This is a genomic window from Ruegeria sp. BJ5 (genome assembly GCF_056537865.1).
This window is the reverse complement of sequence record NZ_JBQFSH010000001.1, coordinates 304,359-317,644: the sequence shown is the minus strand read 5'-3', so window position 1 is coordinate 317,644 and position 13,286 is coordinate 304,359. Positions and strand designations below refer to the sequence as shown.

12 protein-coding genes and 1 tRNA gene are annotated in these 13,286 nt (G+C 59.0%); 6 read left to right on the top strand and 7 right to left on the bottom strand.

What is annotated here, in order from left to right:
• Positions 1-97 precede the first annotated feature (97 nt).
• From ACR0NY_RS01530 to ACR0NY_RS01505, 6 genes are all read left to right on the top strand, one after another.
• The gene (locus ACR0NY_RS01530) at positions 98-1,186 is read left to right on the top strand and encodes a glycosyltransferase family 4 protein (RefSeq protein ID WP_170338924.1); all 1,089 of its coding nucleotides are present in this window, start codon (positions 98-100) and stop codon (positions 1,184-1,186) included.
• 152 nt (positions 1,187-1,338) lie between these two features.
• Positions 1,339-1,929 carry a TetR/AcrR family transcriptional regulator gene (locus ACR0NY_RS01525; RefSeq protein WP_170366994.1) on the top strand — a complete coding sequence of 197 codons (591 nt, stop codon included), beginning with the start codon at positions 1,339-1,341 and terminating at the stop codon, positions 1,927-1,929.
• Positions 1,926-2,186 (top strand): hypothetical protein, encoded by a 261-nt coding sequence (locus ACR0NY_RS01520; protein ID WP_170368358.1) that lies wholly within the window; start codon positions 1,926-1,928, stop codon positions 2,184-2,186. The genes ACR0NY_RS01525 and ACR0NY_RS01520 overlap by 4 nt, the downstream gene beginning before the upstream one ends.
• Positions 2,187-2,204: 18 nt before the next feature.
• The gene (locus ACR0NY_RS01515) at positions 2,205-3,368 is read left to right on the top strand and encodes an aromatic ring-hydroxylating oxygenase subunit alpha (RefSeq protein ID WP_170368357.1); all 1,164 of its coding nucleotides are present in this window, start codon (positions 2,205-2,207) and stop codon (positions 3,366-3,368) included.
• Positions 3,369-3,480: 112 nt separating this feature from the next.
• Positions 3,481-3,933, top strand: coding sequence for a hypothetical protein (locus tag ACR0NY_RS01510; protein WP_217354840.1), 453 nt, complete (start codon positions 3,481-3,483; stop codon positions 3,931-3,933).
• Between the two features lie 38 nt (positions 3,934-3,971).
• Positions 3,972-5,033, top strand: a complete 1,062-nt coding sequence (locus ACR0NY_RS01505) for a 2Fe-2S iron-sulfur cluster-binding protein (RefSeq protein WP_170368355.1) — start codon at positions 3,972-3,974, stop codon at positions 5,031-5,033.
• A gap of 131 nt (positions 5,034-5,164) precedes the next feature.
• On the opposite strand, the gene ACR0NY_RS01500 is transcribed toward ACR0NY_RS01505, so the two are convergent.
• The 7 genes from ACR0NY_RS01500 to ACR0NY_RS01470 all read right to left on the bottom strand — a co-directional run bounded on the left by ACR0NY_RS01500 (position 5,165) and on the right by ACR0NY_RS01470 (position 13,259).
• A tRNA-Ser gene (locus tag ACR0NY_RS01500) sits at positions 5,165-5,254 on the bottom strand.
• Positions 5,255-5,413: 159 nt separating this feature from the next.
• Positions 5,414-7,858 carry a DUF3772 domain-containing protein gene (locus tag ACR0NY_RS01495; protein ID WP_170338933.1) on the bottom strand — a complete coding sequence of 815 codons (2,445 nt, stop codon included), beginning with the start codon at positions 7,856-7,858 and terminating at the stop codon, positions 5,414-5,416.
• Positions 7,858-8,892, bottom strand: a complete 1,035-nt coding sequence (locus ACR0NY_RS01490) for a cysteine synthase A (protein ID WP_170338935.1) — start codon at positions 8,890-8,892, stop codon at positions 7,858-7,860. The genes ACR0NY_RS01495 and ACR0NY_RS01490 overlap by 1 nt, the downstream gene beginning before the upstream one ends.
• Positions 8,893-8,961: 69 nt before the next feature.
• The gene (locus ACR0NY_RS01485; protein ID WP_170338937.1) at positions 8,962-10,077 is read right to left on the bottom strand and encodes an NUDIX domain-containing protein; all 1,116 of its coding nucleotides are present in this window, start codon (positions 10,075-10,077) and stop codon (positions 8,962-8,964) included.
• A 21-nt stretch (positions 10,078-10,098) separates the two neighbouring features.
• A complete protein-coding gene (locus ACR0NY_RS01480) occupies positions 10,099-10,539 on the bottom strand; it encodes a TrgA family protein (RefSeq protein WP_093961876.1) in 441 nt (146 codons plus the stop codon).
• Between the two features lie 17 nt (positions 10,540-10,556).
• On the bottom strand, positions 10,557-11,765 hold the full coding sequence (locus ACR0NY_RS01475) for an SAM-dependent methyltransferase (RefSeq protein ID WP_170368354.1): 1,209 nt from the start codon (positions 11,763-11,765) through the stop codon (positions 10,557-10,559).
• A gap of 69 nt (positions 11,766-11,834) precedes the next feature.
• A complete protein-coding gene (locus ACR0NY_RS01470; protein WP_170368353.1) occupies positions 11,835-13,259 on the bottom strand; it encodes a cryptochrome/photolyase family protein in 1,425 nt (474 codons plus the stop codon).
• Between the last annotated feature and the right edge of the window lie 27 nt (positions 13,260-13,286).

Here is a 13,286-nt window from a genome sequence, read left to right as displayed (position 1 = left end):
ATTGCCGCCAGCTTTTACGCACATTTCTGGCAAAGATCATCTCAAGCTTGCTCAATTACCCTGCGTAAATTACCATTTTCGGCGGGGGACTGTGTCGTTGAATGGTTTAAAGCTGCTTTTTGTGCAGGCAGGGTTCGGTCCGGGTGGTGCGGAAAAAGTCATCGCCATGTTGTCGAACCATTTCGTGGAACGCGGTTGCGAGGTTCACGCAACGGCGTTCAGCATGCCGGAAAACGGTCCCTATTTCTCGATGAATGAAAAAGTGCGGACCAGTGCGCTATCAGGCAGGCGCGGACAGTTGAACAGGATCACGCACGTACGTTCGGTCATTCGCGACCTACGCCCCGATGTCGTGATTTCGTTTCTGACCAAAGTGAATGTAGTTACCCTGATCGCCACATTGGACTCCAAGCTGCCGGTCATCATTTCGGAACGGAACAACCCACGTCTACAGGACGCACACCCCGGATGGGCGCGATTGCAATCCGTTCTGGGCCGAAGGTCGAAGGCTGTCGTTGCATTGACACAAAAAGGTCTGGAGGATCTGCCTGGCCCGCTCCGCCGTCGCGGTCGGGTCATACCGAACCCGATCGAGCCCTTCACACGGGCGCAGGTGTCGAACTCCGAAAAAGCGCGTCACCTGGTCTCGGTTGGTCGCCTGGTGCCGCAGAAAGGTTTTCACCTTCTTCTGGAGACCATGGCCAAGATCCATGCCGAGTGCCCATGGACCACCCTGACGATCTATGGTGAAGGCCCCGAGCGTCCCCCACTCGAGCGGTTGCGCAAGTCTCTCGGTCTTGAGGGTTGCGTTCATTTGCCCGGCAATACGGCCCGGGTCGGAGAATGGGCAAACGACGCCGATATCGTGGTTGGGTCTTCGCTGTATGAAGGGTTTCACAATGTTGTCGCCGAAGCTGTCGTCAGCGGGATCCCGGTCGTCTCATTCGATTGTGACTATGGTCCGTCCGAATTCATCCGCCACGGGCGAAATGGCTATCTGGTACCGACCGGCGACGTAACTGGACTGGCAGAAGCCGCCATTCGTCTGATCAATGACCCGACGGCCCGCGCGGGAATGGCAAACGAATCCGATGAGTTAAGGGCGCTTCTTTCTCCAGAGAGGGTCTACTCCGCGTGGGAGAACGTCGTCGCGGACGCAGTTGCGCGAAACGGTCGTATGATCTGACGAGACCCGACACGGACGACCATCCCATCATGCCAAATCCTGAGCAGGGACAGGCTAATTTTGGCCTGTCTTCAACCCTGCTTTGTTAATTTTCATTATTGACAACTCTCACGCTGTAGTTATTTGTCAAATTTGACAATAAAGGAGCCCCAATGCCCCGACCCACGCTCAAAGACCAACGATCCGCTGAAATACTCGATGCCTATCTGACCTGTGTGGCCCGTTTCGGATTGGAAGGCGCAACACAAGAACGCATCGCGGCAGAGGCTGGTGTCAAACGGCCCTTGTTGCGCCACTACTTGGGAAACCGGGATGACATGACGGCGGCATTGGCAGACCACGTGATCAACGCTTTTGCCGAAGTTACAGAGGCGGTCTCGGTTCACTTCGGGTCGCAGGGTGAGCCATCTGAGTTGATTGATGCCCTGTTTGACGACGGGCACGGCCATGATCCCCGGCTGATGCTGGCTTGGCAGGCTTTGGCAACGGCCGCAGAACGCATTCCTGACCTGGGCCCCAAACTGACCCAAAGCTACGCCGACTTTCTGGCCGTCATCGAAGGCAATCTGGCCCGCGCCTATCCATCGGCACCTCCCGAACGCATTCGGGCCGTCGCCCATGGAGTAACCGCTTGCGCTCAGAACATCGACGCGCTTGTCCCGATTTCACCGCCAGCTCAGTGGCGCGACGATCTGAAAGCGGCGGCGCTGGCGTTGCTTGCAAGCTTGGAGAGTGACGCATGATCAATCTCCCCAGACTGATCAACTACGCAGCCCTACCCGTTTTTTTGGTGGCCACATGGCTGGGGCTCCAATGGCCCTGGGGGCTGGTATTCCTCTGGTGGGCCATACCGTCGATCCGCAGCGGCCAAGCTTTCCTGATCAATACCGTCAACCGCGAAACCGATCCACTCCTGTTCTGGACCGTTACTGTTCTTTGGATGGTCTTCGGCGGCCTGATGGTTACCGCCGACATCGCACCGGCCGACTATCCGGCCTGACTGGTCTGAGAGGTTTTCATGACACGAATGTATCACCGGCTTTCCGCCTCTGCCTATACAGCGCAGGACTGGTACGGCCGCGAGCAAGAACTGATCTTCTCTCGCACCTGGAGATATGCCGGGTTTGCCGAGGATGTACCCGAGCCCGGACATTACATCTCGGTACAGGCGGGTTTGAACAACATCTTCGTCGTAATGGGGCGCGACCGTCGGCTGCGGGCGTTCCACAACATCTGCCGTCACCGCGGAACCCAATTGATCCGTGCAGTGGGCAAAACACAGAAGGCACTGACCTGCCCCTATCACGATTGGACCTACGATCTGGAAGGCAACCTGATCTCGGTCCCGGATGAAGACCGCGAATATCCTGGCGGCATCGACAAATCTTGCCTCGGGTTGAAACCCGCAAGCGTCGATCTCTGGCGCGGGATGATCTTCGTACACCCTAACCCGCAGGCGCCGAGCCTTGCGGAGTGGTTCGGGCCCGTGGATCCGTTGCTGGGCCCGCACAAGCCCGAAGAATTGGTCGAATACGGCGAAGCCCGCCAAAGCTATGAGATCCGCGCCAACTGGAAGATCGTGGTTGAGAACTACATCGACGTCTTCCACCTGAGCCACCTGCATTCGAACACGCTTCACATGTATGACCACGGTCGCGCAGAATACGGCTGGAAAGGTCCACACTATCATTTTTGGGAGCCGCCCGCGTCAGACTATGCCCGCGCGCTCGAGAAAAACCTGCCCACTCCGCGAGTAATCCCGAAACCGCACGTTGGCGCCTGGGTGCCGATGCTGTTTCCGGGCATTGGCTTGGCTGGCAGTGAAGACAGCTGGAACATCTTCATCATCACGCCACTCGCGCCCGACCGAACGCGAGTGGAAAACCGCACCCGATGCGCCAGCGCGTCGGCGTGGGAGTACCCGCGGCAGCAATGGTCATCTTACGCGTTCTGGCGTGACTTCGGTGGCACGAAATACAAAGGCGACCACGCGTTGGGCAAAGATGATCCGATGGCCTCGGGCGATTTCACGACCGAAGATGTCTATGCCTGCGAACAGCAACAGAAATCCTTGGCAAGCCCGTTGTTTGAAGTCGGCCCCGCCTCTGTCGGAGAAGGCCCGGTTTTGCAGCATCAGCAAGTTGTTATGGACTTCATGACGAAAGCTGAGGCCGAGACATGACCAGGCCCAAAACACTCTCCCCAAACGCCATCCCTGGGCCGGCACCAATCATCCCGCGCCCAACTGCCCAGAACCCAAAGGTCATCCTGTGAGACTTCGCATTCTTGCCAGCTTGGTTGGGATCGCCCTGGCAGGCGGACTGGCTCTCGCCGCGCCCGGCAGCGACCCGAAGGCGGTTGCCGAACGTCAGCTATCTGTCCCCAACTCTCAGATCGCGTGGAGCGACTGGGATCCCGAAGCGATCCACACGATCACCGTAAAATATGGTCAGGGCCAGCCGGATAATCACTTTAGCTATTCGGTGGCCGATTGGGCCCAGCGAAAGGGCGACCCCGGCTTTGAAACTGTCCTAGCGCTGCAGGGATATGTGGAAACAGACCGCTCACCCCCGCGGATCGTGACTACAGAAGAGCCGGGCAGCGCCACAGCAACAGCGGTCACCACAGTCAACTACGACTGGCAGGGTCACGCAGGTGCGATGAGGCAAACCGACCGCTTTTCGCTGAAACGAAAAGGCGGAAAATGGGTGATCCGCGCGCTGGACACCACCAAGGATTATCGCTGACTGAAGATGGCCGTCTTTTGCTCAGGAAAGGACCACTCGTGACCCGTAAATTCTTTCCCTTGTCCGTGGCTGAAATCCGGCCTGAAATCGGTGGCGAAGCAACCACCGTCGTGCTGGACGTACCACCAGCCCTGACCGAGCTGTTTCGCTGGTCCCCCGGCCAACATCTGACACTGCGCTTCGGCCTGAGCGGGAAAGAGCAGCGACGCTGCTACACCATCTCCAACCCGCCAAACGAAGCGCTGAGGATCACCGTGAAACGCCTTTCAGGAGGGTTGGTGTCAAACCATATCGGCGACGCCCTGCGCGCCGGAGATACGGTCGAGGCGATGCCACCCTTTGGCCGCTTCACGCTGGAACCCAACGCAACTGCACGACGCACCCACTACTTTTTTGGCGCGGGCAGCGGGCTGACTCCGCTTTATGCGATGATCCGAGCCGTGCTTGATCACGAGCCACATTCCGTCGCCCATCTGATCTACGGCAACCGGTCCGAGAATGAGATTCTGTTTCGGGAAACGCTGGATACCCTCGTCGAGGCCAACCCATACCGGTTCACCCTGCGCCATGTCTTGTCTGCCCGATCGATGTTGAGCTGGTTCAGCCCGTGGCGAACCGGCCGTGTTGACGCGGATGCGATCAAGGCGGCAATCGACGAGACGCCCCCCATCGCGCAGGACGTCCAGTATTGGATCTGCGGCCCTGGCAGCATGAACGCAGACGTCCGGGCAGCGCTGAACGTGCTGGATGTGCCCGATGCACGCATCCACATGGAAAGCTTCGGCGCCAACCCAGCTCAGGACACGAACCAATCCGGCATGGCGGCCACAGCAAGAGTAACGCTTGATGGGGAAACTCGCGATGTGCCTATTGAGGCCGGGCAAACGATCCTGGAGGCCGCCATTGCAGCGGGACTGGCGCCGCCCTTCAGCTGCCAGTCAGGCGTCTGCGGCGCATGCCGCGCAAATCGGACAGAGGGTCAGGTTCAAATGCGGGCGCACATGGCCCTCGATCAGAACGACATCGCACGCGGTGAAGTTCTGACCTGCCAAGCCGTCCCTAAAAGCACAGAACTGGCCGTGCAGTTCCCCGATACGTAACAATCCCGGTACACCGCCTCACCGCCCGGCAGTATGGATCCCAGCGCACAACACATGTTCGCCCAAGGTGTCCGGGCCAAAGCACTGCCGATCCCGCGCGGTGCGCAAAAACTGTGGGTATTCAAGGTGAATGGCGGAGAGACAGGGATTCGAACCCTGGAGACGGTTTCCCGCCTACACACTTTCCAGGCGTGCGCCTTCGACCACTCGGCCACCTCTCCGTGCCGGCGATATTTGGACCAACGAACAGGGATTTGCAAGGGCCGATTGCGCGGAAATCCAAGGGATACGCAAGTTGCCTGAAGCGCCCCCACCCCAAACGATTGAGCGGGGTCGCTTCGGTCTCGGCCAGCCGGGGAGATGGTGCTGTAGTCCTATGACTACAGCTCTTCGCCGTTGTCTCCGTCCATGTCGGCCTCGGTCAGGTCCATCGGCGCCGCGCTTGAGTCGTCGGTCTTCACAGGTTCCTGTTGATCCGGCTGTTGGGGCTTCGCTGCCTTGTTGGCCGGTTGCACCAAAACCTCGGGGTTCCGCAGCCAGAGATCGCGCTGTGCGAATGGAATCTCGATCCCTTCTTCGGTGAAGCGCCGGTTGATTTCGTGATTCATGTCCGACTTTACGGACAGGACCCAATTCACGTCACGCAGGATCGCTCTGATTTCGAAATCCAGCGAGTCCGCGCCAAACCCCTGGAACACGACGTTGGGTGCCGGGTTGGCCAACACCATCGGATGCGCATTCGCGATTTCGCCCAGGATCTTCTCGACCTTTCGGGTGTCGGTCCCATAGGCGACGCCAACCGGAACGATGACCCGTCCGATGGTATTGCCGCGGGTATAGTTGGTCACCACACCGCTGATCAGGTCCGAGTTCGGAACGATCACATCGGTCCGGTCAAAGGTTTCCACCCGCGTCGAGCGTACCGAGATGTCGCGCACATAACCCATCATCCCGTTGACATCGATCCAGTCCCCTTTGGCAATCGGCCGTTCGACCAACAGGATGATGCCCGAAACAAAATTCGACACGATTGTCTGCAATCCGAAACCGATGCCCACAGACAACGCACCCGCGACGATCGCAAGTGACGACAGATCAAAGCCCGCGACAATGATCGCGGCCAGTGCTGCAAGGAAAATTCCCACATAGCCCGTGCCAGCGACGATCGCGTTCTGCCCACCCGGATCGATGCTGGTTTTGGGAAGTAACGAGTTGCGCAAACCGCTCTGCAGCAGTCTGGTCAGCATGTAACCGATCGCAAATACGGCCACGAAAGTCAGGAAGTTGCTGGGCGAGATCGTCACGCCGCCGATGTCAAAACCCATCAGAAGGCGGGACCACGCCTCGCGCAGATCCGAGTCGCGCGCGCCCCAATACAGCGCTAGAATCGGCAACGACAGAATGGCCAGAGCGAACCCGACGAGCACCGAGAACAACGAGTCGCTGGCCGCGTCGCCCTGCCCCGTCAGCCAGCCATAGATCGAGCTGATGAACCGCTGGAAGATGACGATGGCCGTTATCAGGACCAGCGTTTTGACCGATGGGAACACGATCGCCTCGGCGGCATTTGTATAGCCGATGGCAGCCAGAACAACGCTTGCGATGCCCAGGAAAAACAGCGCACGGCGGAGCAGTTCGACCAGCTGACTGAACCCGGCAGCCCGTGCTGACTGGCCCTGCTCAGGCTCGTCCTCAGATCCTTCGGGGCGGCGGATTTGGCGGATCCGCAGCAGCAACAGGGCTGTCACGAGTATCACCGGGAAGCTGACGACGGCGCGAGTAGCCTCAGAGGTGTTTTCGATCCGTTCGAACAATTGGCCAAGTTCATGCAGAATCAGCATCAGCGCGAGCAGATCCAGATAAACCCGCAGTTCCTTGATCGTATTTGCCGACAGGACTTTGAAACCCCGTTCTTCGCCCATCAAATAGACCTGACGGCCAATCCAGTCGTAAAACAGGATGATCGCGGCCCAATACGGAATTTCCTGGATCAGCAATGTGCCGCGCAACCCCGGAATTCCGGTCATGACCACCGCCTGAACGATGATGGCAACCCCGAACCATGGCAGGATGATCCGGAACAGCGACACGACGAATGTCCATACGCCACGCCCGGAGCCTCCGAACCGCCGCAGATAGTCCCCAGCTTTCTCTGACCATGATCGCCCGAACAGCAGCAGGATCGCGGCCACCGCGAGCAGAATACCGATGGCAAGTCCGCTCTCTTTCAGCTTTTCGCGGACAAGGGCCGAACGCATGTTGGCCTTCGTCTCGTTGATCAACGCACGGCCCGCTTCGGTCACGTCCACCCAGGCAGGTGCCCAATGCGCCGGGTTGAGCGGCGATGGCCCGCGCTCAAGAAACTCTTTCCGCTGCCGTTCACGGATGATCTTATCAATTTCGCTGATCAGGCCGTTGGCGCGGCTGTAGGCCTCTTCCGAGATGATCCGCGGTACCTTCAGGCTGTTGAGTTGCTGCTCGAGGTTCTCTCGCAAGCTGGCGATATCTTCGGATTCCGAAGATCCGTCATCGGGTTTGGGCCCCAATGCCTTGAGCTGGCTTTCCAGCGTTTGAATGCGGTCTGTATTCGCACTTCGCGCGCGATTGAAGTCGTCCCGATAACCACTTATTTCAGAACGCAATTTCTCCATCGAAGCATTGGATGCCCGATTGGCTTCGATCACCTTCTCAGCACGCTCGGCGGTGCTGAGCCATCCCTGGTAGTACTCGCTCTGACGGTCGGTCAGCTGCGCCGAGGCTCCGCCTGCGACCCCAATGGCGACCACAAACGCAAATGCCAGTAAAACCAGAAACTGCCGCAGCATCATACGTCCTCAAAAACACCCGGAATACTGCGCGGGGCCTCGGTCATCCACTCTGGAACCGGCAATTCCTTTTCACGCAGGAAGTCGGGGTTGAACAGTTTCGACTGGTAGCGCGTGCCATAGTCGCACAACACGGTGACGATGGTGTGACCCGGACCCATTTCCTTGGCCAGTCTCACAGCGCCGGCAATGTTGATTGCGGTGGACCCACCCATGACCAACCCCTCTTCGCGCAGAAGGTCGAAGATATAGGGCAACGCTTCGTTGTCCGTAATCTGGTAGGCGTGGTCGGGCTTGAACCCTTCAAGGTTTTTGGTGATGCGGACCTGGCCGATCCCCTCGGCGATTGAGCCACCCTCCATCGCGATTTCACCCGTCGTGTAATAGGAATAGAGACCGGCACCCATCGGATCGGCGATACCGATCTTGACGCCCTTGGGCTGCAAAGCCTCGGCCACTCCGGCCAGCGTTCCGCCCGATCCGACCGCGCAGATGAATCCGTCGACCTTGCCGTCGGTCTGCTCCCAGATTTCCGGCCCAGTGGTCTCGACATGCGCCTGACGGTTCGCGACGTTGTCGAACTGGTTTGCCCAAATCGCGCCATTGGGTTCGGTCTTGGCCAACTGCTCGGCCAGCCGCCGCGAGTAATGCACAAAATTGTTGGGATTCCGGTAAGGTGCGGCGGGAACCTGAACCAGTTGAGCCCCGGCGAGGCGCAGCATGTCCTTCTTCTCTTCCGATTGGGTTTCCGGGATGACGATCACGGTTTTGAACCCCATCGACGCGCCGACCAGCGCCAGACCAATACCCGTGTTGCCCGCGGTCCCCTCGACAATCGTCCCGCCGGGCTTGAGATCGCCGCGCGCAATGGCGTCGCGAATGATGAACAGCGCCGCGCGATCCTTGACCGACTGACCGGGGTTCATGAACTCGGCCTTCCCAAGGATTTCGCACCCGGTTTCTTCGCTGACACGGCGCAGCCGGATCAACGGAGTTTTTCCTACGGCGTCAGCAAGGTCTCGTGCAATGCGCATGGCACCCTCTTGTAAATTGGCGTTTTCGCAGATGTACAGGTGCCCTGCGCCGACCACAAGGCGGGATAGTCATCCCCGCAACCGATCGCGGTTGCGTGCCAACCAATGCGCTAGGGACAAAAGTGGAAGGTCCTTGAAGACATGCCGGTCAACCATATCCATGAATTCGGCATACGGCAGAATCCTGCTGCGAATGTCCTCCCCCTCGGTTGCTAAGCCACCATTGTTGATCGAGGCGGTCAAGTCTCCAATCCCAACATACAGTTGGATGAATTCGGTGGACGATCCGCTCGAAGAATAGGCGCCGCCTGCATATTCGAGCCGCGAGAACGACACCTGCGCCTCCTCCATGGCTTCCCGGTGGGCCGCCTGTTCAGGGGTTTCTCCGGGATCGATCATGCCGGCGACCGGCTCCCACATCCACGGCTCGGGGTCGTCGATCAGGAATACCGGGGTTCGGAACTGCTCAACCAAAAGGACCGTATCGCGCAGGGGATCATACGGCAGCACTACGACCGCAGCACCCTGCATCAAACCATTCCGATTGAGAACCGGCCCCATCGATCCATCGTATCGGCGGTGCTGCAGTTCGATTTCTTCCATCCCGAAATAGTCGATGTATGCGCGCGTGTGGCGGTGCACGATCACATCATCGCCGGCGCTGCGTCCATCCCCGGTTTTTCGTTGCTGCGCCGCAAGCTTGGCCCAGGCCCGGGTACGAATGGCGGGAAAGCTGCGCGCGATCCGAGAGGCATCGACCTTGCCGAAATACCCCATGACCTCATCCGCAGCCAAAAGGGTCATCGCACCCCACTCGGACACCCACTGTTCCAACGACCAGGGATCGGCCGGCGTCCATAACCCGGGGGCGGGAAAGAAGACTTGGGCGGAAACGGGCGATCCGCCCTCAAGGACGACCTCTTTGACGTGCAGGTCATAGTCGAACCCACCTTCGTAGAAGGCCAACCGTTCGATGTCTTGCGTAGATAGGTTCTGCACCAAGATACCCTGTGCCGCTGCGCCGGGCGCCTCAAGGATCATCGGAAAGGCCTGGTCCCGCACCGCGTGAACCGCGTGGTCCGGCAGCATCGCCGGCTCGGCCGCAAGATCCTGTCCCGAGCGACCCAAAACAAGTTCAAGCAGCGGCAAATACCGCAATGTGCCGTAGAAAAACAGATTGGTCATCGTAGGCTCGTGACTAGGGCGTCAGTTCCAGCGCCGCGAGGCGCCTTCGGTAAACAGGCCGGACAGCAGCGCACCAATCGCCAAGGTCGCGATGATCTCGGGCGAGATCAGTTGCTTGCCGAAATCCACTCCGATCTGGAAGATGGCCAGCAATGCCTCGAATGGCCCGTCATAGCGGTGACGCATCGCAAGCCGGAACATCTCGTACGTGCCCTGGACGAACAGGCCCCAAAACACCAGAGAAACCACTCCGGTCAGGCCATTGTTCACGGCTGCAGTCCAGCCTCGGCCCGCCCGTTTGCCCATGATGACCCAACCACACAAAAAACCAAGGACCAGGTTCACATAGGTGAAGTAGCCGTAGTCCTTTCCCTCTTCGCCGTTGTCGATGATCATGCCGGACACAAGGAAAGCCACCACCATGAGACTGAGCGCGGCAACAAGACGTGAGGCTGTCGGCATTCCGGTATTTCCGTGTGTTAGTTGGGTTTTGCTACGGTGATCTGTGTCACATCGCAATTGCCCGTGTCAAAGGCTGCGCCGCAGGCGGTCAAATAATAATTCCACATGCGGCGGAAACGCTCATCAAAGCCCATTGCAGCCACTTGGTCCCATTTATGGTTGAACGTGTCGTACCAGCGCCGCAAGGTCAGGTCATAGCTTGGGCCGAACTCCTTCGACTTGACCACATCCAGACCGGCCTGCTGGATTTCCTGCCTCAGCACCGTCGGGGCTGGCAACATGCCGCCCGGAAAGATGTATTTCTGAATAAAATCAACACCGTTCTTGTAAACGTCCCAGCGGCGGTCGGCCACAGTGATGATCTGAAGCGTGGCCCGTGCGCCGGGCTTCAACCGGTCGCGGACCGTTTGAAAATAAACCGGCCAGTACTTTTGCCCAACAGCTTCGAACATCTCGATCGACGCAATGCCGTCATACTGCCCACGCTCGTCGCGATAGTCCTGCAGCTTGAAGGTTACTCTGTCCGAAAGTCCAGCTTTTTCTATACGTTGCGTCGCATACTTCAACTGTTCCTGACTGATGGTCAGGCCTGTGACCCTGAGGTCTCTTTCCTTGGCGGCGTATTCGGCAAAGCCACCCCAACCGCAGCCAATTTCAAGGATGTGGTCGCCCGGCTTTGCTCCCATCTCGTCGACCAGGCTGGCATATTTGGCCGTCTGAGCCTTTTCCAAACTTTCCTGACCGGTTTCGAACAGCGCGCTGGAGTAGGTCATCGTCTCGTCCAGCCAAAGGCTGTAGAAATCATTGCCCAGATCATAGTGGTACGAAATGTTCTTTTTGGCCTGCTTTCGGTTGTTCCGGTGCAGCCAGAACCGCAGGCGCTCATAGGCCTGAACCAAAAACTTGCCAGTGAAATCATCATAGACCGTCTCGGTGCCCAGATGGACAAGATCCATGAAGGCGCGCAGGTCAGGTGTGCTCCACCCACCCTCAAGGTAGGCGTCGGAAAAGCCGAGCTCGCCTTCACGGATCAGCCGCGCGAATACATCCGGGTCGTGAATATCAACGCGGGCGACAGGTCCGGGCTTGGCGCCTTCGTTGCGAAAAATGCGCCCGTCCGGCAGCGCGATGTCCAGCCGTCCGGACTCCATTCGCTGCAGCATCTTGAAGACCTGCGAAAAATATCTGGGCAGGCTTTTCTGCCCCTCTGTCGTCGTCAGGATCATCCGCTCTCCCCTGTGCGGTGGTCGGAGCAGGCTAGGACGGGATTCCGTTTCTGGCAAGTTTTCAATTCCTTACTGGTGTTTTCGGCCTTCGTAGGCGGCAAGCGCCCGCTGTCGCCCAACCTTCAGATCAACGACCGGATCAGGATAGGCATCCGTCGGAGACAGTCCCCATGACACCGGCACCGCATCGAAATAGGCAAGCGCCGTCTCGGGTGGGTTCTTTTGTCCTTCGGCCAGCCACCGGCGGACATAGGCGCCCGTGGGGTCAAACTTCTCGGCTTGGGTCTGCGGGTTGAAGATACGAAAGAACGGCGAGGCATCCGGCCCCGACCCCGCAACCCACTGCCACCCCATGGCATTCGCTGCCGGATCCCAATCGACCAGACAGTCCGCAAACCAATCCATGCCGATCTTCCAGTGCGTCATCAGGTGCTTGGTCAGGTAGCTGGCGACGATCATTCGGACGCGGTTGTGCATCCGCCCGGTGACATACATCTGCCGTAGGCCCGCATCTATCACCGGTATCCCTGTTCGCGCCATTGTCCAGGCTCGAACCTCGGGGGTCTCGGAGTCGGTGTTCCACGGAAACGCATCCCATTCCGGCTTCCAGTTCGCGCTCAGTAGATGCGGTGTGTGGTACATCAGGTGATATGCGAACTCGCGCCAGACGAGTTGGCGCAAGAAGCCCTCGGCCCCGGATGAACCGGAAAACCCTGCGCTCTGGACCCGGTGCCAGATGGTTGCCGGGCTGATCTCGCCCAACGAAAGGTACTCGGACAGTCCCGATGTGCCGTCATCGCCCAGATCGTCGCGTTTTGCTGGATACGCGTCGAGCCGTTCGGTGAATTCGTCCAGCTGCGCAAATGCGGCGGCCTCGCCCGGTTCGACATGAGCCCGAACGACCACCGTGCCACGACGCATATCCGCGCCAAGGTTCCAGGCCTCAAGCACGTCCGACTGCGGCCATGATCGGGGTGCCGCGATCCGCGACGGTGCAGGCTTGGGAGCGTCGACCTCTCTCCCGCGCACAGCCCGCCACATGGGCGTAAAAACACGAAAGGGCTGACCCGCCTGTGTGGCGACCGTCCATGGCTCGAACAAAAGATGCCCGGCAAAAGACTTGGCGGATACGTCCTGCGCGGACAACGCAGCCTTTATCTGAGTGTCACGCCCGATGGATTCGGGATCATAGGCCCGCGACCAATAAACATCAGTTGCCCCCGTTTCCCGTATCAGGTCTTCAAGCGCGGCCAGCGACGGGCCGCTTCGCAGGATCAGCTTGCTGCCCTTGCGCTCGAGGCCGTCAGACAATGCGGCAAGGCCGAGGCCCAGCCGCCATTTCGGAGCCGCGCCCAAGTCATCGACCAGCTGATCGCGCAGGAAAACAGGAATCACAGGTCGCCCTGTCTGCGCGGCCGCAGCCAAAGCCGGATGGTCACTCAGGCGCAGATCACGCCGGAACCACAAAATGATTGGTGACTGCTCTTTGTCCATTTCCGCCCCGTTTTCATATGTCTACGG

What these genes read in the sequence shown, in the direction of transcription:
- ACR0NY_RS01525 (WP_170366994.1), top strand. Translation starts at nt 1,339, where the DNA reads ATGCCCCGACCCACGCTCAAAGACCAACGATCCGCTGAAATACTCGAT.
- ACR0NY_RS01520 (WP_170368358.1), top strand. Translation starts at nt 1,926, where the DNA reads ATGATCAATCTCCCCAGACTGATCAACTACGCAGCCCTACCCGTTTTT.
- ACR0NY_RS01515 (WP_170368357.1), top strand. Translation starts at nt 2,205, where the DNA reads ATGACACGAATGTATCACCGGCTTTCCGCCTCTGCCTATACAGCGCAG.
- ACR0NY_RS01495 (WP_170338933.1), bottom strand. Translation starts at nt 7,858, where the DNA reads ATGCTGCGGCAGTTTCTGGTTTTACTGGCATTTGCGTTTGTGGTCGCC.
- ACR0NY_RS01490 (WP_170338935.1), bottom strand. Translation starts at nt 8,892, where the DNA reads ATGCGCATTGCACGAGACCTTGCTGACGCCGTAGGAAAAACTCCGTTG.
- ACR0NY_RS01485 (WP_170338937.1), bottom strand. Translation starts at nt 10,077, where the DNA reads ATGACCAATCTGTTTTTCTACGGCACATTGCGGTATTTGCCGCTGCTT.
- ACR0NY_RS01480 (WP_093961876.1), bottom strand. Translation starts at nt 10,539, where the DNA reads ATGCCGACAGCCTCACGTCTTGTTGCCGCGCTCAGTCTCATGGTGGTG.
- ACR0NY_RS01475 (WP_170368354.1), bottom strand. Translation starts at nt 11,765, where the DNA reads ATGATCCTGACGACGACAGAGGGGCAGAAAAGCCTGCCCAGATATTTT.
- ACR0NY_RS01470 (WP_170368353.1), bottom strand. Translation starts at nt 13,259, where the DNA reads ATGGACAAAGAGCAGTCACCAATCATTTTGTGGTTCCGGCGTGATCTG.